The sequence below is a fragment of the Pseudomonas putida genome, assembly GCF_016406145.1.
GTDB classification, from domain to species: domain Bacteria; phylum Pseudomonadota; class Gammaproteobacteria; order Pseudomonadales; family Pseudomonadaceae; genus Aquipseudomonas; species Aquipseudomonas putida_E.
Window position 1 is genome coordinate 62,442 of record NZ_CP066307.1, and the last position, 17,919, is coordinate 80,360.

The following is a 17,919-nucleotide window of genomic DNA, read 5'->3' on the forward strand; positions in this document are numbered from 1 at the left end:
GTATGTACTTCCCGTGGAGAAACCCAATTGAGAAACAAGTTTGCGACAGGAATAGGCGTTGTGCTTGCATGTGTGGTTGCCTCGTTTATACCAACCCCCGTATTCGCCCTAGACACCACGAAGCTGATCCAAGCCGTCCAAGCCGAAGAGAGCGCCTTGCAGGCCCGAGTCGGCATGACTGTGTTTGACGAAAACACAGGAACGACATGGAACTATCGGGGCGATGAGCGGTTTCCATTGAACAGTACGCACAAGACGTTTTCCTGTGCAGCCTTGCTCGCGAAGGTTGATGGGAAGTCCCTTTCTCTGAGTCAATCCGTATCGATCAGCAAGGAAATGCTGGTCACCTATTCGCCGATTACGGAAAAGTCGCTGTCACCCGAAACCGTTACCTTAGGCAGAATTTGTCAGGCAGCGGTGAGCTATAGCGATAACACGGCCGCAAACGTCGTCTCTAATGCCATTGGAGGGGCAACCGGATTCAACGCGTACATGCGGTCTATCGGTGATGAACAAACCCGACTTGATCGCAAAGAACCCGAGTTGAACGAAGGTACGCCGGGCGATGTGCGTGACACCACCACTCCCAACGCCATCGTCAACAGTCTGAGAAAGATACTTCTTGGCGACGGGTTGTCCGTCTCATCCCGATCCGAGCTGACGCAATGGATGCTGGACGATCAGGTCGCCGGTGCGCTCCTGCGTGCCTCACTGCCATCAGACTGGAAGATTGCCGACAAGACGGGGGCGGGAGGTTACGGTTCCCGCTCGATCGTCGCAGTGATCTGGCCGCCATCGAAGCAGCCACTAGTGGTTGGCATCTATATTACGCAAACCAAAGCGTCCATGCAGGCCAGCAATCAGGCGATTGCAAGAATAGGAGTGGTGCTGAAGGATGCGGTCGCTCCTTGATGTAGCCAACTTGCAGACGCCAAGGGCCAACGGCAGGTATAGGATTTGAAAACGGCTATTGATGATGAAAACATCATCTGGCCGGTTAGGGTCGGGTGCCGTCGCGTGCGCAGTGTCAAAGCTGACATGACGAATACGTGAGATGGGTTGATGCTCGCCGTCCGGTCAGGCAGCCGCCCCCCTGCAGGAGTCACAGCAGTTGTATGCCACCCGCCATCCGAGACGTCAGTCGGCCCCGTCCAGACCGGAACAATCTGGACGTGACATCCGGCTGGCATTGCCGTGATCGAAATGGCGGCTAGTGACACGACTGTTGGGTCTACCCCATCGACCGGGCGAGGGACAAGCCACGTTGATCGGCTGACGGAATTTTCGGCGGTTCCGGCTTAGAACCCCTTCTTGACACTTGAGGGGCGCAATCACGCCCTGGGCCTGGCAGGCCGACCCCTCCCTTGGCGTTCAACCTTGCGGCCTTCGAGCTGGAGCCATCTTCCGACTTGGCGACGGCGCAGGAGTCACCGCGGCCTTGACAGTTGGGGAGTCCAGAGGGGGCCTTGGCCCCCTTTGGAAGAGCACGAACTTCTGCCAGGCGCTTGCGCCTGGCTATGGTCAGCCGTAGCGCCGTAGGCGCTCCATTCTTGGGGTGAAGGCCGTAGGCCGAGGGGCAACGCCCCTGGGGGGATGGGAGGCCGCTTTAGCGGCCGGGTGGGATCGAGAAGGGGGGGCACCCCCCTTCGGCGGCCGATCATTCTGCGGGGCACCTTGGGCCGGTTTGCCGCTTTTTTCGACACCCGGTTATAACAACTAGGTTTAATATAAAGGTTATGAAGGGTTAAAAGCCGGTTAGCTTGACCGGAAAACGCGCGCAAGCCGTTGATACGCCAAGGAAAAGGCTCGAAGGGCCGCCCCTCAAGTGTCAATGGATAAGCCCCTCAAGGGTCAATAGTCTGCCCGTCAAGTGTCAAGGATCGCGCCCCTCATCTGTCAGCACCCCCGCCCCTCAAGTGTCAGTACGGCAAGGGCCTTGCCAACAGGCTTATCCACAACTTCTGTGGATAAAGCCAGCCCGATCAAGCACATAGGCCGCCTCGACGGCCTCCGGCGCGGCTCCAGCCGGCCGATTTCGAGGCCGGCCCCTCATCTGTCAGCATCGCGCCGGGGTGCGCTGCCCCCCAAGTGTCAAGAAACGCCCCTCAACTGTCACCAGCCGGCGTTTTGTCCCCAAACGATCCACAAGGGGGAACCGCAGAATTCGGAAAAAATCGTACGCTAAGCTAACGGTGTTCTCGTGACAGCTCTTTGACTAGGCTTTCTAAGGGGTCGTCTCAGAAAACGGAAAATAAAGCACGCTAAGGCGTAACTACCCTCGGCTACACCGCGTCGGCACCACGCGGCTCTTTCTCCCCTTGCAGCGAAGCAATCAGCGGGCAAGAAACGTTCCCTTGCCGCGCATGGCAGGCGAACACAAGTTCGGATAGCACGGTTTCCATGCGCGCCAGGTCGGTCATTTTTTCGCGCACGTCCTGAAGCTTGTGCTCGGCCAGGCTGCTGGCTTCCTCGCAGTGGGTGCCGTCATCCAGCCTCAGCAGCTCTGCGATCTCGTCGAGGCTGAATCCGAGCCGCTGGGCTGATTTCACGAAGCGCACCCGCGTCACATCCGCCTCGCCATAGCGGCGGATGCTGCCATAGGGCTTGTCCGGCTCCGGCAACAAGCCCTTGCGCTGATAGAACCGGATTGTTTCCACGTTGACCCCGGCCGCCTTGGCGAAAACGCCAATAGTCAGATTCTCCAAATTTTTTTCCATATTGCTTGACTCCGTACATTGGTACGGAAGTAAGCTTAAGCTATCCAATCCAGATTTGAAAGGACAAGCGTATGTCTGAACCTCAAAACGGGCGCGGGGCGCTCTTCACTGGCGGGCTAGCCGCCATCCTCGCCGCGGCTTGCTGCCTGGGGCCGCTGGTTCTGATCGCCCTGGGGTTCAGCGGCGCTTGGATCGGCAACTTGACGGTGTTGGAACCTTATCGCCCGATCTTCATCGGCGCGGCGTTGGTGGCGCTGTTTTTCGCCTGGCGGCGCATCTACCGACCGGCGCAAGCCTGCAAACCAGGGGATGTGTGTGCGATTCCCCAAGTGCGCGCTACTTACAAGCTCATTTTCTGGGTCGTGGCCGCGCTGGTTCTGGTCGCGCTCGGATTTCCCTACGTCATGCCATTTTTCTATTAATCACAGGAGTTCATCATGAAAAAACTGTTTGCCTCTCTCGCCATCGCTGCCGTTGTTGCCCCCGTGTGGGCCGCCACCCAGACCGTCACGCTGTCCGTACCGGGCATGACCTGCTCCGCTTGTCCGATCACCGTCAAGAAGGCGATTTCCAAGGTCGAAGGCGTCAGCAAAGTTAACGTGACCTTCGAGACACGCGAAGCGGTTGTCACCTTCGATGATGCCAAGACCAGCGTGCAGAAGCTGACCAAGGCCACCGAAGACGCAGGCTATCCGTCCAGCGTCAAGAAGTGAGGCACTGAAAACGGCAGCGCAGCACATCTGACGCCCTTGTCTGCTACCACAAACGAAAAAGGATCTGTCGCATGACCCATCTAAAAATCACCGGCATGACCTGCGACTCGTGCGCGGCGCACGTCAAGGAAGCGCTGGAAAAAGTACCCGGCGTCCAATCTGCCATAGTGTCCTATGCCAAGGGCGCGGCCCAGCTCGCCCTTGATCCAGGCACAGCGCCGGACGCACTGACCGCCGCCGTGGCTGGCCTAGGCTACAAAGCGATGCTCGCCGATGCCCCGCCGACCGACAACCGCACTGGGCTGTTCGACAAGGTGCGCGGCTGGATGGGTGCCGCCGACAAGGGCAGCGGCGGCGAGCGCCCGTTGCAAGTCGCCGTGATCGGCAGCGGTGGAGCCGCGATGGCGGCAGCACTGAAGGCCGTCGAGCAAGGCGCGCAGGTCACGCTGATTGAGCGCGGCACCATCGGCGGCACCTGCGTCAACGTCGGTTGTGTGCCGTCCAAGATCATGATCCGCGCCGCCCACATCGCCCATCTGCGCCGGGAAAGCCCATTCGACGGCGGCATGCCACCCACACCGCCGACGATCTTGCGCGAGCGGCTGCTGGCCCAGCAGCAGGCCCGTGTCGAAGAACTCCGTCATGCCAAGTACGAAGGCATCCTGGACGGCAATTCAGCCATCACCGTTCTGCACGGTGAAGCGCGTTTCAAGGACGACCAGAGCCTTATCGTTAGTTTGAACGAGGGTGGCGAGCGCGTCGTGATGTTCGACCGCTGCCTGGTCGCCACGGGTGCCAGCCCGGCGGTCCCGCCGATTCCGGGCTTGAAAGAGTCACCCTACTGGACTTCCACCGAGGCCCTGGCGAGCGACACCATTCCCGAACGCCTTGCCGTAATCGGCTCGTCGGTGGTGGCGCTGGAGCTGGCGCAAGCCTTTGCCCGGCTGGGCAGCAAGGTCACGGTCCTGGCGCGCAATACCTTGTTCTTCCGTGAAGACCCGGCCATCGGCGAGGCGGTGACAGCCGCTTTCCGTGCCGAGGGCATCGAGGTGCTGGAGCACACGCAAGCCAGCCAGGTCGCCCATATGGACGGTGAATTCGTGCTGACCACCACGCACGGTGAATTGCGCGCCGACAAACTGCTGGTTGCCACCGGTCGGACACCGAACACGCGCAGCCTCGCGCTGGACGCAGCGGGGGTCACTGTCAATGCGCAAGGTGCCATCGTCATCGACCAAGGCATGCGCACGAGCAACCCGAACATCTACGCGGCCGGCGACTGCACCGACCAGCCGCAGTTCGTCTATGTGGCGGCAGCGGCCGGCACCCGTGCCGCGATCAACATGACCGGCGGCGATGCGGCGCTCGACCTGACCGCAATGCCGGCCGTGGTGTTCACCGATCCGCAAGTGGCGACCGTGAGCTACAGCGAGGCGGAAGCCCACCACGACGGGATCGAGACCGACAGCCGCACCTTGACCTTGGACAACGTGCCGCGTGCGCTCGCCAACTTCGACACACGCGGCTTCATCAAGTTGGTTATCGAGGAAGGCAGCCATCGGCTGATCGGCGTACAGGCGGTCGCGCCGGAAGCGGGTGAACTGATCCAGACGGCGGCTCTGGCCATTCGCAACCGCATGACGGTGCAGGAACTGGCCGACCAGTTGTTCCCCTACCTGACGATGGTCGAGGGGTTGAAGCTCGCGGCGCAGACCTTCAACAAGGATGTGAAGCAGCTTTCCTGCTGCGCCGGGTGAGAAAAAGGAGGTGTTCAATGAACGCCTACACGGTGTCCCGGCTGGCTCTTGATGCCGGGGTGAGCGTGCATATCGTGCGCGACTACCTGCTGCGCGGATTGCTGCGCCCGGTGGCGTGCACACCAGGCGGCTACGGCTTGTTCGATGACGCCGCCTTGCAACGGCTGTGCTTCGTGCGGGCGGCCTTCGAGGCGGGCATCGGCCTCGACGCGCTGGCGCGGCTGTGCCGGGCGCTGGATGCGGCGGACGGCGACGAAGCGGCCGCGCAGCTTGCCCTGCTGCGTCAGTTCGTCGAGCGTCGGCGCGAAGCGTTGGCCGATCTGGAAGTGCAGTTGGCCACCCTGCCGACCGAGCCGGCACAGCACGCGGAGAGTCTGCCATGAACAACCCCGAGCGCTTGCCGTCCGAGACGCACAAACCGATCACCGGCTACCTGTGGGGCGGACTGGCTGTGCTGACTTGCCCCTGCCACCTGCCCATCCTCGCTGTCGTGCTGGCCGGCACAACCGCCGGTGCTTTCCTCGGCGAGCATTGGGTCATCGCGGCGCTCGGTTTGACCGGCCTGTTCCTTCTGTCCCTGTCGCGGGCGTTGCGGGCATTCAGGGAAAGAGAATGAGCGCTTTCCGGCCGGATGGATGGACGACGCCGGAACTGGCCCAAGCGGTCGAGCGCGGGCAGCTTGAACTGCACTACCAGCCCGTCGTCGATCTGCGCAGTGGTGGGATTGTCGGCGCGGAAGCCCTGTTGCGCTGGCGTCATCCGACGCTTGGACTATTGCCACCGGGCCAGTTCCTGCCCGTGGTCGAATCGTCCGGCCTGATGCCTGAAATCGGCGCTTGGGTGCTGGGCGAAGCCTGCCGCCAGATGCGTGACTGGCGAATGCTGGCATGGCGACCGTTCCGGCTGGCCGTCAATGTTTCGGCGAGCCAAGTGGGACCGGACTTCGACGGGTGGGTAAAGGGCGTGCTGGCTGATGCCGAGTTGCCCGCCGAGTATCTCGAAATCGAGCTGACCGAATCGGTCGCGTTTGGTGATCCGGCGATCTTCCCCGCCCTGGACGCCTTGCGGCAGATCGGTGTGCGCTTCGCCGCCGATGACTTCGGGACGGGGTATTCCTGTCTGCAACATCTGAAGTGCTGCCCAATCAGCACGCTCAAGATCGACCAATCGTTTGTCGCCGGGCTCGCCAACGACCGCCGCGACCAAACCATCGTGCACACCGTGATTCAGCTTGCGCACGGGCTGGGCATGGATGTGGTGGCTGAAGGCGTGGAAACATCGGCGAGTCTTGATCTATTGCGACAAGCGGACTGCGACACAGGACAAGGCTTCCTGTTCGCGAAGCCAATGCCGGCGGCGGCATTCGCCGTCTTCGTCAGTCAATGGAGGGGTGCCACCATGAATGCAAGTGACTCGACCACCACCAGTTGCTGCGTGTGCTGCAAGGAAATCCCGCTCGATGCCGCCTTCACCCCGGAAGGCGCGGAATACGTCGAGCACTTCTGCGGGTTGGAGTGTTATCAACGCTTCGAAGCGCGTGCCAAGACAGGGAACGAAACCGATGCCGATCCGAACGCCTGCGACTCGCTACCGTCAGATTGAGGCATAGCTCAGGCTGACATCCAAACAGGACGCCCTAGTCCGGGGGTGACTCGCAGAAATTGCCCTCTTCCTGTAGACTGTTGCGGCCATTGAGTTACTAAAGACACTCGATAAGACCTCATGCTTACCCTGCAAAACATGATCTGGCTGCCTACGCCGCCATAGCGCTTCGCCCCCCCGCATCATCTGTGACTGCTTGCTCTGCCAGCGGTCGCTTTCTGCTGTGCTTTAGGTTTTAACACCCGCCACAGCTCCTCTACATCCGACATTTGACCTCGTATCGACCAGCTGCACTTGGCCTGCGCCATGCTGTGCTGCGCGATCCATTGCCTTGGGAATTCTGATGCTCCACTCGTTAAAACAAACCTGGTTATCCAACATCCGTGGCGACATCCTCGCCGGTCTTGTGGTCGCACTGGCCCTAATCCCTGAAGCCATCGCCTTCTCGATCATTGCTGGCGTTGACCCTAAGGTCGGCCTTTACGCCTCTTTCTGTATCGCTGTGGTGATCGCCTTTGTCGGTGGCCGCCCAGGCATGATTTCGGCCGCAACGGGTGCCATGGCACTGCTGATGGTGACTCTGGTCAAGAACCATGGTCTTGAATATCTGCTGGCCGCCACGCTGCTATGTGGCGTGCTACAAATTGCTGCTGGCTACCTGAAGCTCGGATCGCTGATGCGCTTCGTCTCGCGCTCGGTGGTGACCGGTTTTGTCAATGCACTGGCGATCCTGATTTTCATGGCTCAGCTGCCCGAGCTGACTAATGTCACCTGGCACGTCTACGCCATGACAGCCGCAGGCCTCGGCATCATCTATCTGTTCCCCTATGTCCCCAAGATCGGCAAGCTCATCCCATCGCCGCTGGTGTGCATCATCGTGCTGACCGCCGTCGCCATGTCGGTTGGTCTGGATATCCGCACGGTCGGTGATATGGGTGAACTGCCGGATACGCTACCGATCTTCCTCTGGCCTGATGTGCCGCTGACATTCGAGACGCTGGCCATCATCTTTCCTTATTCGGCAGCACTGGCTGTGGTCGGTCTGTTGGAGTCGATGATGACCGCGACCATTGTCGACGACCTGACCGACACCCCGAGTGACAAGAACCGCGAGTGCAAGGGCCAGGGCGTGGCCAACATTGCTTCGGGTCTGATCGGCGGTATGGCTGGCTGCGCGATGATTGGTCAGTCGATCATTAACGTGAAATCCGGCGGTCGTTCTCGCCTGTCGTCTCTTGCCGCAGGCGTATTTCTGCTGCTGATGGTGGTTTTCCTCGGCGACTGGCTGAAGCAGATCCCAATGGCTGCGCTGGTGGCAGTGATGATCATGGTGTCCATCGGCACCTTCAGTTGGGATTCGCTGCGCAACCTGAAGAAGCATCCGTTGTCGACCAACATTGTCATGGTCGTCACCGTGGTGGTCGTGGTGGCCACCCACAACCTGGCCTTCGGCGTGTTAGCCGGCGTGCTACTGGCTGCGATGTTCTTCGCCAACAAGGTTGGCCATTACATGGCGATCAGTTCTTCGCTGGACGAAGCCGGCGAGCATCGTAGCTATAACGTCACCGGTCAGGTGTTCTTCAGCTCGGCTGACAAGTTCGTCGCAGCCTTCGACTTCAAGGAAGCCCTGAACAAGGTAACCATCGACCTGAATCGTGCACACTTCTGGGATATCACCGCTGTTGCAGCCCTGGACAAGGTAGTCATTAAGTTCCGCCGTGAAGGTACTGAAGTCGAAGTGCTGGGCTTAAACGAGGCCAGCGCCACTATCGTGGATCGCTTTGGTGTTCACGATAAACCTGACGCCATTGATCAACTCATGGGCCACTGAGAAGGAGAACAACAATGACCCACGTAATTGCCTGTATCGACGGTTCCACCTCGGCTCCAGCTGTTTGCGACTACGCGGCCTGGGCCAGTCTGAGCCTGGAAGCGCCGCTGACCTTCCTGCATGTGCTGGATCAGCGCCAGTATCCGGTTGCAGCAGATTTGAGTGGCAACATTGGCCTTGGCAGCCGCGAGCACCTGCTTGATGAGCTTGCTTCCCTGGATGAACAGCGCGGCAAGTTGGCCCTTGAACAAGGGCGAATCATGCTTGCAGCCGCGAAAGAACGGGCCGTGAATGATGGTGTGCGCGCACCGGAGTCCAAGCAGCGACATGGCGATTTACTGGAGAGCTTGCAAGAGCTGCAAAGTGAAACGCGCTTGCTGGTTATCGGTCGCCAGGGCGAGTCTAGTGGCGGTCTGAGTCAGCATGTCGGAAGCCAGCTGGAAAGCGTTATTCGTATCATGCACCGGCCAATCCTGGTCACCCCGGCCAACTTCCAAAAGCCCAAGAGCGCGATGCTGGCATTCGATGGCGGCGCTACAACCCGCAAGGGTGTGGAGATGCTGGCAGCCAGCCCGCTGCTGAAGGGGCTGCCGATCCATCTGGTCATGGTTGGGCCCGTGAACGACGAAGCGTCCGCGCAGCTGGACTGGGCGCAGAAAGTGCTGATCAACGCCGGATTTACCGTTCGCGCTGAGACTCGGAGCGGTGAAATAGAACGTACCCTGCACGCCTATCAGAAAGAGCATGGCATCGATCTGCTAGTGATGGGGGCTTATGGACACTCACGTATCCGGCAGTTCCTGGTCGGCAGCACCACTACCAGCATGCTCCGTACCACCACCAGTCCGCTGTTACTGCTGCGCTAATGAGCCTGGACGACGCCCTCGATCTTGCCCATTTCAAGACCCTACTGGAACAGCGGGCTGCCGAGCTGGATCGATTGCTGGGAGACGCTGAGTCTCGCTCGCAATCGGTAGAGCTGGATCAAAGCAAGGTGGGGCGTCTATCGAGAATGGACGCACTCCAGCAACAAGCGATGAACGATGCGATCCGCAGTCGTGCACGGCATGAACGTGTCCGTCTCCAACTGGCCCTCAAGCGCTGGCACGAGGGCGACTATGGCTGGTGTAACCAATGCGGCGAGTTGATCGCCTCGGGCCGTCTGGAGTTCGATCCGGCCACGCCGTTGTGTATCACCTGTGCCAGCCGCGCCGAGTCGGGTTGAAACCATCACGGCTCGTGGCGTCAGTCTGATTTAACGAGGCTTCTAATGTATTTGATGGCTAAAAACTGGCTGGGCCGAACACGGAAAGTAAGTGTTTGGATGTGGGCGCTTGTATGCCTTGTGTTGCTCACCGTATTCCAAGTACGTACTCATCACCTTGATGATCGTCTGTCGTTTTCAGAAGACGGCTGCACTGAACGTCAGAAGCCGACTGCACTATAGCAGCGGAGGGGTTGGATCCATCAGGCAACGACGGGCTGCTGCCGGCCATCAGCGGACGCAGGGAGGACTTTCCGCAACCGGCCGTTCGATGCGGCACCGATGGCCTTCGCGCAGGGGTAGTGAATCCGCCAGGATTGACTTGCGCTGCCCTACCTCTCACTAGTGAGGGGCGGCAGCGCATCAAGCGGTGAGCGCACTCCGGCACCGCCAACTTTCAGCACATGCGTGTAAATCATCGTCGTAGAGACGTCGGAATGGCCGAGCAGATCCTGCACGGTTCGAATGTCGTAACCGCTGCGGAGCAAGGCCGTCGCGAACGAGTGGCGGAGGGTGTGCGGTGTGGCGGGCTTCGTGATGCCTGCTTGTTCTACGGCACGTTTGAAGGCGCGCTGAAAGGTCTGGTCATACATGTGATGGCGACGCACGACACCGCTCCGTGGATCGGTCGAATGCGTGTGCTGCGCAAAAACCCAGAACCACGGCCAGGAATGCCCGGCGCGCGGATACTTCCGCTCAAGGGCGTCGGGAAGCGCAACGCCGCTGCGGCCCTCGGCCTGGTCCTTCAGCCACCATGCCCGTGCACGCGACAGCTGCTCGCGCAGGCTGGGTGCCAAGCTCTCGGGTAACATCAAGGCCCGATCCTTGGAGCCCTTGCCCTCCCGCACGATGATCGTGCCGTGATCGAAATCCAGATCCTTGACCCGCAGTTGCAAACCCTCACTGATCCGCATGCCCGTTCCATACAGAAGCTGGGCGAACAAACGATGCTCGCCTTCCAGAAAACCGAGGATGCGAACCACTTCATCCGGGGTCAGCACCACCGGCAAGCGCCGCGACGGCCGAGGTCTTCCGATCTCCTGAAGCCAGGGCAGATCCGTGCACAGCACCTTGCCGTAGAAGAACAGCAAGGCCGCCAATGCCTGACGATGCGTGGAGACCGAAACCTTGCGCTCGTTCGCCAGCCAGGACAGAAATGCCTCGACTTCGCTGCTGCCCAAGGTTGCCGGGTGACGCACACCGTGGAAACGGATGAAGGCACGAACCCAGTGGACATAAGCCTGTTCGGTTCGTAAGCTGTAATGCAAGTAGCGTATGCGCTCACGCAACTGGTCCAGAACCTTGACCGAACGCAGCGGTGGTAACGGCGCAGTGGCGGTTTTCATGGCTTGTTATGACTGTTTTTTTGTACAGTCTATGCCTCGGGCATCCAAGCAGCAAGCGCGTTACGCCGTGGGTCGATGTTTGATGTTATGGAGCAGCAACGATGTTACGCAGCAGGGCAGTCGCCCTAAAACAAAGTTAGGCCGCATGGACACAACGCAGGTCACATTGATACACAAAATTCTAGCTGCGGCAGATGAGCGAAATCTGCCGCTCTGGATCGGTGGGGGCTGGGCGATCGATGCACGGCTAGGGCGTGTAACACGCAAGCACGATGATATTGATCTGACGTTTCCCGGCGAGAGGCGCGGCGAGCTCGAGGCAATAGTTGAAATGCTCGGCGGGCGCGTCATGGAGGAGTTGGACTATGGATTCTTAGCGGAGATCGGGGATGAGTTACTTGACTGCGAACCTGCTTGGTGGGCAGACGAAGCGTATGAAATCGCGGAGGCTCCGCAGGGCTCGTGCCCAGAGGCGGCTGAGGGCGTCATCGCCGGGCGGCCAGTCCGTTGTAACAGCTGGGAGGCGATCATCTGGGATTACTTTTACTATGCCGATGAAGTACCACCAGTGGACTGGCCTACAAAGCACATAGAGTCCTACAGGCTCGCATGCACCTCACTCGGGGCGGAAAAGGTTGAGGTCTTGCGTGCCGCTTTCAGGTCGCGATATGCGGCCTAACAATTCGTCCAAGCCGACGCCGCTTCGCGGCGCGGCTTAACTCAGGTGTTAGATGCCAGATTTGGCGTTGCGTATGCTCACAGAAAATCGACAGCCGCAAGACTGTTTTTGGCAACTCATAGCCACCACTATTTCTCCTTCATACCGTAGAGGAGATTGCACGTGAAGAACTGGCTCTTTCTGGCTATTGCAATATTTGGTGAGGTCGTCGCAACTTCCGCACTGAAGTCCAGCCATGGATTCACCAAGTTAGTTCCTTCTGTTGTAGTTGTGGCTGGCTACGGGCTTGCGTTCTATTTCCTCTCTCTCGCACTCAAGTCCATCCCGGTCGGCATTGCTTATGCTGTTTGGGCTGGCCTCGGCATCGTACTTGTGGCAGCTATCGCTTGGATCTTCCATGGCCAGAAACTAGACTTGTGGGCGTTCGTTGGCATGGGACTTATCGTTAGTGGCGTCGCCGTTCTAAATCTGCTATCCAAGGTCAGCGCACATTGATCGGGCTGGCATCTAACAATTCACATATGGACTCTCCCCACAAGCAGTGAGGAAAGCTTTTTTCGATCCTGTCGTCAGCGCGGTTGCAATCGCATATCCGGCCTTGCGTGGGCTAGTGCCCGGGCCATTCTGTAGTTCGCGCAGCGGGGGCCAAGCGTTCAAACGATCCCGAGGATCATGATTGTTATCGGCCTTGTTCCGCTGCAGGACTCGCCTGTTCCGACAGTCTCGCTTCTCACCACAACCGCAGGAAGTTCACCTCGTCTTGCTGATTACCCCCGCCGTCAGGCGGGCCTTGCACTCTGCCAGTCGCCGCTGAAACGTCGCTCATGGCACCACACTGCCCAGCAGATCCTCACCAGTTTGTTCGCTAACGCCACGGCCGCCTTGTTGTGGCCGATACGTTCGGCCGTTTGCAGGGACCAGCGCTGCAACTGGGTCAGGCGCTCGGGCGTTCGCGTCTGGCAGCGCTTGGCGGCCAGCAGCGCCGCGCGGGCGCCGTGGATCAGCAGGGTGCGCACGTAGGTGTTGCCTTTGCAGCTGATGCACCCGAGTCTGCGCCGTTCGCCGCTGCTGTATTCGTTGGGGGTCATGCCGAGCCAGGCGCTCAGGTGTCGGCCGCTGGCGAAGCGTTCGGGTTTGCCGACGGCAGTTTTCAGGGCGCTGGCGGTGAGCAGCCCGATACCGCTGACTTCGTCGAGTTTGTGCACGATGTCATCGTCGGCATGCCAGCGCGCCAGTTGTTCTTCGCTGTCGCGCATCGCCTGTTCGCACAGGCTGATTTCGGCCAGCACCATCTGCAGCGCGCCGCGCAGGGCGCAAACTTCGGCACGTTCGATCAGCTCGCAGGCCTGGCGTAGAAAGGCCTGGGTGCTACTCGGCGCCGCCACGCCCAGTTCGCGCAGGATGCCGCGCAGCAAGTTGATGTGCTGCACCCGGGTCTTTTTCCAGGCCTCGCGCAGGTTATGCAGCTGCTGCACTTGCTGCTGCTCATGGCTTTTCACCGGCACCGGGTGCATGTCGGCACAACGCGCCGCTTCGAGGATGGCATCGCAGTCGTTACGGTCGGTCTTGTTGCGCCGGCGATACGGCCGTACGTAGCGCGGGTGCAACAGCACCACCCGATGACCCAGCGCCTGCGCCACCCGCCCCCAGTAATGCGCCGTACCGCAGGCTTCCATCACCCACTCGACAGGCTCCGGCTGCTCCTGTACATATCGCCGGAATGCCTCCGGATCGAGCCGTCTGCGACGATCCACCCGGCCGACATGGATACTTTCGGCAACCTGGTAAACGGACTTGGCCAAATCGACTGCTATGCGCTTCATTGCCACTCTCCCAGCAAACAGACACCTCGGTCTTATAGAAGAAACGCGGTGCGGGGAGAGTCCATTACAGCCTTCAAGCCGACGCCGCTTCGCGGCGCGGCTTAATTCAGGTGTTGAACGACAGCTTTCCCAAAAGCTCTACGGCTGCTCTGGGTCGACACCGGTAATCGGATCGTTGCCGCACTGAACAGCGCCCCGTTCCAGGTCGCCTCCATTTATGCGGCTGAACCGAGGGAGAGCAGCTTTACGCCGTCTGGCCGCAGTTCGCCCTTGGGCGACACGTGCCGGTAGAGCGTCTGCCGGGTAATCCCGAGTTCTTCGCAGAGATCGCCCACCTTGGTTTCCGGTTGCCCCATGCTGGCCATCGCCAGGCGTAGCTTGGCGGCGGTCATCTTGAAGGGGCGCCCCCCTTTCCTGCCGCGAGCGCGCGCCGAGATAAGTCCAGCGACTGTTCGCTCGGAAATCAACTCACGCTCGAACTCGGCCAGCGCGGCAAAAATACCGAACACAAGCTTGCCGGCGGCAGTCGTCGTGTCGACCGCCGCACCGTGACCGGTCAGGACCTTCAGGCCCACGCTACGCGCAGTTAGGTCGTGCACGGTGTTGATCAGGTGGCGCAGATCACGGCCAAGCCGATCGAGCTTCCACACGATCAGCGTGTCCCCTTCACGAAGCGCCTTCAGGCAAGCAGCCAACCCTGGGCGATCATCGCGCCTGCCCGAGGCCAGATCCTCGTAAAGGTGCGCAAGGCTCACACCAGCGGCGATGAGCGCATCGCGTTGCAAATTGGTGGACTGGGATCCGTCCGCCTTCGATACCCGCATGTAGCCGATCAGCACCTTTTCACCCGTCACGTATACGTTGGTTTGAGGCGGCGCTTCGGCCACGATTGCATTGACCTCTGGAAATGTATCTCAACCAGCTTCATAAACAAAGCGTCTTGAACGCTATCAGATTTTGAAAAAGGAACATGTATGCCGCGTCGCGTCACTCTAACCGATCGGCAGAAAGACGCGCTGTTGCGCTTGCCGACTTCACAGACGGATTTGCTCAAGCACTATACGCTGAGTGATGAAGACCTTGGGCATATCAGGCTGCGTCGGCGCGCTCACAACAGGTTCGGCTTCGCCCTGCAATTGTGTGTCCTGCGCTATCCCGGCCGGGTGCTGGCTCCAGGCGAACTGATCCCTGCAGAGGTCATCGAATTTATCGGAGCGCAGCTTGGCCTGGGTGCCGACGATCTCGTAGACTATGCTGCCCGCGAGGAAACACGGCACGAGCATCTTGCCGAGTTACGGGGGCTCTACGGCTTCCGCACCTTCTCCGGACGTGGTGCGAGCGAGCTGAAGGAATGGTTGTTCCGAGAAGCCGAGATGGCGGTGTCGAACGAGGATATCGCCCGTCGCTTCGTAGCCGAGTGCCGACGCACCCGCACTGTCCTTCCCGCGACATCCACGATCGAGCGGCTTTGTGCCGCGGCTCTCGTCGATGCCGAGCGACGCATCGAGACGAGGATCGCCATTCGTCTGCCTATGTCGATCCGAGAACAGTTGCTGGCATTGCTCGAGGAGACGGCTGATGATCGGGTGACCCGTTTTGTGTGGCTGCGCCAGTTCGAGCCTGGCTCGAACTCTTCGTCGGCCAACCGGCTGCTCGACCGGCTCGAATATCTGCAACGCGTCGATCTCCCCGAGGATCTGCTTGCCGGCGTTCCTGCCCATCGGGTGACTCGTCTGCGCAGGCAGGGTGAACGGTATTATGCCGACGGCATGCGCGATCTCCCGGAGGACAGGCGGCTTGCGATCTTGGCTGTTTGCGTCTCGGAATGGCAGGCGATGTTGGCCGACGCAGTGGTCGAAACCCACGACCGGATCGTCGGCCGTCTCTACCGTGCTTCGGAGCGTATTTGCCATGCAAAGGTCGCAGACGAAGCGGGGGTGGTGCGTGACACCCTGAAATCCTTCGCCGAGATCGGGGGCGCCCTGGTCGATGCACAGGATGATGGCCAGCCGCTGGGCGACGTCATCGCGAGCGGATCAGGGTGGGACGGCTTCAAAACCCTTGTTGCAATGGCAACCAGGCTCACCGCCACCATGGCCGACGATCCGCTCAACCATGTGCTCGACGGTTATCACCGCTTCCGCCGATACGCTCCACGCATGTTGCGCCTGCTCGATCTGCGAGCTGCGCCCGTTGCACTGCCGCTTCTGGAAGCGGTGACGGCCCTTCGTACCGGTTTGAACGATGCCGCGATGACCAGCTTCTTGCGGCCCAGCTCGAAATGGCATCGCCACCTTCGGGCCCAGAGGGCTGGCGACGCTCGCCTATGGGAGATCGCGGTGCTGTTCCATCTGCGCGATGCGTTCCGCTCCGGAGATGTCTGGCTTACTAGGTCCCGGCGCTATGGCGATCTGAAACACGCACTCGTTCCGGCACAAGCCATCGCGGAAGGCGGTCGTCTCGCTGTGCCATTGCGGCCGGAGGAATGGCTGGCAGACCGGCAAGCTCGCCTCGACATGCGGTTGCGCGAGCTTGGCCGTGCCGCTCGCGCAGGCACGATCCCGGGCGGGTCGATTGAAAACGGCGTTCTGCATATCGAGAAACTCGAAGCCGCCGCGCCGACAGGCGCCGAAGATCTGGTGCTCGATCTCTACAAGCAGATCCCGCCCACGCGCATCACCGATCTCCTGCTGGAGGTGGATGCGGCGACCGGCTTCACCGAAGCGTTCACCCATCTGCGCACAGGAGCACCCTGCGCTGACCGGATCGGGCTAATGAACGTTATCTTGGCGGAAGGGATCAACCTCGGCTTGCGCAAAATGGCGGATGCGACAAACACCCACACCTTCTGGGAATTGATCCGCATTGGACGGTGGCATGTCGAGGGCGAAGCCTATGACCGGGCGCTGGCCATGGTGGTCGAGGCACAGGCAGCGTTACCCATGGCCCGGTTCTGGGGCATGGGCACGTCGGCTTCGAGCGACGGACAGTTCTTCGTCGCTACAGAGCAAGGTGAGGCCATGAACCTGGTCAACGCGAAATATGGCAATACCCCGGGCCTGAAAGCCTATAGCCACGTCTCCGACCAATATGCGCCGTTCGCAACCCAGGTGATTCCTGCAACGGCAAGCGAAGCGCCTTACATCCTCGATGGCCTGCTGATGAACGATGCTGGACGCCATATCCGCGAGCAGTTCACCGACACGGGCGGCTTCACCGATCACGTCTTTGCCGCATGTGCCATTCTCGGCTACCGGTTCGCTCCGCGCATCCGCGACCTGCCATCCAAACGGCTCTACGCGTTCAATCCGTCGGCCGCCCCGGCGCACCTGCGAGCGTTGATCGGCGGAAAGGTCAACCAAGCCATGATCGAGCGCAATTGGCCCGACACCCTGCGCATCGCCGCCACCATTGCTGCCGGGACCGTCGCGCCAAGCCAGATTCTGCGGAAACTCGCCTCCTATCCGCGGCAGAACGAGCTCGCGACAGCCCTGCGGGAAGTCGGTCGCGTCGAGCGCACCCTGTTCATGATCGACTGGATTCTGGATGCCGAACTCCAACGGCGTGCCCAGATCGGGCTCAACAAAGGCGAAGCTCATCATGCGCTGAAGCGGGCAATCAGCTTCCACCGCCGCGGTGAAATCCGCGACCGTTCCGCCGAAGGCCAGCATTACCGCATCGCCGGCATGAATCTGCTCGCCGCCATCATCATCTTCTGGAACACCATGAAGCTCGGCGAGGTCGTTGCAAACCAGAAACGCGATGGAAAGCTGCTATCGCCCGATCTCTTGGCCCATGTTTCGCCGCTCGGATGGGAACACATCAATCTCACCGGAGAATATCGCTGGCCAAAGCCTTAGCGTAGGATTCCGCCCCCTCCCGCAAACGACCCCAAGCGGTCGAGCGCGGGCAGCTTGAACTGCACTACCAGCCCGTCGTCGATCTGCGCAGTGGTGGGATTGTCGGCGCGGAAGCCCACAAGGCCGACCAGGCAGCGCCGGCCCTCTATGGCCCCGAGAAGGGGCCAGAAAGGCCCGCCAGGGCCTCGTAGCCTAGCGGCGAGGGCCACCGGCCCGGTGAGCGTCGGGAAGGCGCTGGAAGCCCGCCAGGGGCGAGACGGGCGGCCGTGGCCGCCTGGCTCGATGCGTAGCACGACATAGCCGGTTCTCGCGGCCGCCGGCCGGGAA

At 60.6% G+C, this 17,919-nt stretch carries 17 protein-coding genes; 13 read left to right on the forward strand and 4 right to left on the reverse strand.

All coding sequences use genetic code 11. The features are described 5' to 3' along the window. Positions 1–27: 27 nt before the first annotated feature. Positions 28–912, forward strand: coding sequence for a class A beta-lactamase (gene bla / locus JET17_RS27030; RefSeq protein ID WP_074241320.1), 885 nt, complete (start codon positions 28–30; stop codon positions 910–912). A gap of 1,370 nt (positions 913–2,282) precedes the next feature. On the opposite strand, the gene JET17_RS27035 is transcribed toward bla, so the two are convergent. Next, entirely contained in the window at positions 2,283–2,717 is a 435-nt protein-coding gene (locus JET17_RS27035) for a mercury resistance transcriptional regulator MerR (RefSeq protein ID WP_000414383.1), read from the reverse strand. 71 nt (positions 2,718–2,788) lie between these two features. Here JET17_RS27035 and merT point away from each other — a divergent pair, with 71 nt between their 5' ends. The 9 genes from merT to JET17_RS27080 all read left to right on the forward strand — a co-directional run bounded on the left by merT (position 2,789) and on the right by JET17_RS27080 (position 9,845). Next, complete coding sequence (merT, locus tag JET17_RS27040) at positions 2,789–3,139, forward strand: mercuric ion transporter MerT (protein ID WP_015272416.1); 351 nt, start codon at positions 2,789–2,791, stop codon at positions 3,137–3,139. Between the two features lie 15 nt (positions 3,140–3,154). After that, positions 3,155–3,430, forward strand: a complete 276-nt coding sequence (merP, locus tag JET17_RS27045) for a mercury resistance system periplasmic binding protein MerP (RefSeq protein WP_000732290.1) — start codon at positions 3,155–3,157, stop codon at positions 3,428–3,430. Positions 3,431–3,501: 71 nt separating this feature from the next. Beyond that, positions 3,502–5,187, forward strand: coding sequence for a mercury(II) reductase (gene merA, locus JET17_RS27050; RefSeq protein ID WP_015272417.1), 1,686 nt, complete (start codon positions 3,502–3,504; stop codon positions 5,185–5,187). 17 nt (positions 5,188–5,204) lie between these two features. Next, entirely contained in the window at positions 5,205–5,570 is a 366-nt protein-coding gene (merD, locus tag JET17_RS27055) for a mercury resistance co-regulator MerD (protein WP_000995360.1), read from the forward strand. Next, the gene (gene merE, locus JET17_RS27060; RefSeq protein WP_003132004.1) at positions 5,567–5,803 is read left to right on the forward strand and encodes a broad-spectrum mercury transporter MerE; all 237 of its coding nucleotides are present in this window, start codon (positions 5,567–5,569) and stop codon (positions 5,801–5,803) included. Before merD ends, merE begins: the two co-directional genes overlap by 4 nt. Then, entirely contained in the window at positions 5,800–6,789 is a 990-nt protein-coding gene (locus JET17_RS27065) for a DUF3330 domain-containing protein (protein ID WP_003132006.1), read from the forward strand. The genes merE and JET17_RS27065 overlap by 4 nt, the downstream gene beginning before the upstream one ends. Positions 6,790–7,132: 343 nt before the next feature. Next, positions 7,133–8,620, forward strand: coding sequence for a SulP family inorganic anion transporter (locus tag JET17_RS27070; RefSeq protein WP_003090759.1), 1,488 nt, complete (start codon positions 7,133–7,135; stop codon positions 8,618–8,620). A gap of 14 nt (positions 8,621–8,634) precedes the next feature. Next, a complete protein-coding gene (locus JET17_RS27075) occupies positions 8,635–9,486 on the forward strand; it encodes a universal stress protein (protein ID WP_003090760.1) in 852 nt (283 codons plus the stop codon). Beyond that, positions 9,486–9,845: a TraR/DksA family transcriptional regulator gene (locus JET17_RS27080; RefSeq protein ID WP_003090764.1), complete on the forward strand. Its 360-nt coding sequence runs from the start codon at positions 9,486–9,488 to the stop codon at positions 9,843–9,845. Before JET17_RS27075 ends, JET17_RS27080 begins: the two co-directional genes overlap by 1 nt. Positions 9,846–10,216: 371 nt before the next feature. Here the strand turns inward: JET17_RS27080 and intI1 are convergent, their stop codons facing one another. Further along, entirely contained in the window at positions 10,217–11,230 is a 1,014-nt protein-coding gene (gene intI1, locus JET17_RS27085; RefSeq protein ID WP_000845048.1) for a class 1 integron integrase IntI1, read from the reverse strand. A 145-nt stretch (positions 11,231–11,375) separates the two neighbouring features. Here intI1 and aadB point away from each other — a divergent pair, with 145 nt between their 5' ends. Both aadB and qac read left to right on the forward strand, forming a co-directional pair. Next, positions 11,376–11,909, forward strand: a complete 534-nt coding sequence (gene aadB / locus JET17_RS27090; protein WP_000381802.1) for an aminoglycoside nucleotidyltransferase ANT(2'')-Ia — start codon at positions 11,376–11,378, stop codon at positions 11,907–11,909. Between the two features lie 162 nt (positions 11,910–12,071). Next, a complete protein-coding gene (qac, locus tag JET17_RS27095) occupies positions 12,072–12,404 on the forward strand; it encodes a quaternary ammonium compound efflux SMR transporter QacL (protein WP_000800531.1) in 333 nt (110 codons plus the stop codon). 284 nt (positions 12,405–12,688) lie between these two features. Here qac and JET17_RS27100 read toward each other — a convergent pair whose 3' ends face one another. Together JET17_RS27100 and JET17_RS27105 are read right to left on the reverse strand one after the other, a co-directional pair. Beyond that, positions 12,689–13,732, reverse strand: a complete 1,044-nt coding sequence (locus tag JET17_RS27100; protein ID WP_015272419.1) for an IS110-like element ISKpn4 family transposase — start codon at positions 13,730–13,732, stop codon at positions 12,689–12,691. A 215-nt stretch (positions 13,733–13,947) separates the two neighbouring features. Continuing rightward, positions 13,948–14,571, reverse strand: a complete 624-nt coding sequence (locus JET17_RS27105; RefSeq protein WP_003155741.1) for a recombinase family protein — start codon at positions 14,569–14,571, stop codon at positions 13,948–13,950. A gap of 135 nt (positions 14,572–14,706) precedes the next feature. Here JET17_RS27105 and JET17_RS27110 point away from each other — a divergent pair, with 135 nt between their 5' ends. Then, a complete protein-coding gene (locus JET17_RS27110) occupies positions 14,707–17,592 on the forward strand; it encodes a Tn3 family transposase (protein WP_006473469.1) in 2,886 nt (961 codons plus the stop codon). The last annotated feature ends 327 nt before the right edge of the window (positions 17,593–17,919 follow it).

Bases quoted from the DNA above. Each gene is read 5' to 3' on its own strand.
- JET17_RS27035 (WP_000414383.1), bottom strand. From the start codon at position 2,717: ATGGAAAAAAATTTGGAGAATCTGACTATTGGCGTTTTCGCCAAGGCG.
- merT (WP_015272416.1), top strand. From the start codon at position 2,789: ATGTCTGAACCTCAAAACGGGCGCGGGGCGCTCTTCACTGGCGGGCTA.
- merP (WP_000732290.1), top strand. From the start codon at position 3,155: ATGAAAAAACTGTTTGCCTCTCTCGCCATCGCTGCCGTTGTTGCCCCC.
- merA (WP_015272417.1), top strand. From the start codon at position 3,502: ATGACCCATCTAAAAATCACCGGCATGACCTGCGACTCGTGCGCGGCG.
- merD (WP_000995360.1), top strand. From the start codon at position 5,205: ATGAACGCCTACACGGTGTCCCGGCTGGCTCTTGATGCCGGGGTGAGC.
- merE (WP_003132004.1), top strand. From the start codon at position 5,567: ATGAACAACCCCGAGCGCTTGCCGTCCGAGACGCACAAACCGATCACC.
- JET17_RS27065 (WP_003132006.1), top strand. From the start codon at position 5,800: ATGAGCGCTTTCCGGCCGGATGGATGGACGACGCCGGAACTGGCCCAA.
- JET17_RS27070 (WP_003090759.1), top strand. From the start codon at position 7,133: ATGCTCCACTCGTTAAAACAAACCTGGTTATCCAACATCCGTGGCGAC.
- JET17_RS27075 (WP_003090760.1), top strand. From the start codon at position 8,635: ATGACCCACGTAATTGCCTGTATCGACGGTTCCACCTCGGCTCCAGCT.
- JET17_RS27080 (WP_003090764.1), top strand. From the start codon at position 9,486: ATGAGCCTGGACGACGCCCTCGATCTTGCCCATTTCAAGACCCTACTG.
- intI1 (WP_000845048.1), bottom strand. From the start codon at position 11,230: ATGAAAACCGCCACTGCGCCGTTACCACCGCTGCGTTCGGTCAAGGTT.
- aadB (WP_000381802.1), top strand. From the start codon at position 11,376: ATGGACACAACGCAGGTCACATTGATACACAAAATTCTAGCTGCGGCA.
- JET17_RS27100 (WP_015272419.1), bottom strand. From the start codon at position 13,732: ATGAAGCGCATAGCAGTCGATTTGGCCAAGTCCGTTTACCAGGTTGCC.
- JET17_RS27110 (WP_006473469.1), top strand. From the start codon at position 14,707: ATGCCGCGTCGCGTCACTCTAACCGATCGGCAGAAAGACGCGCTGTTG.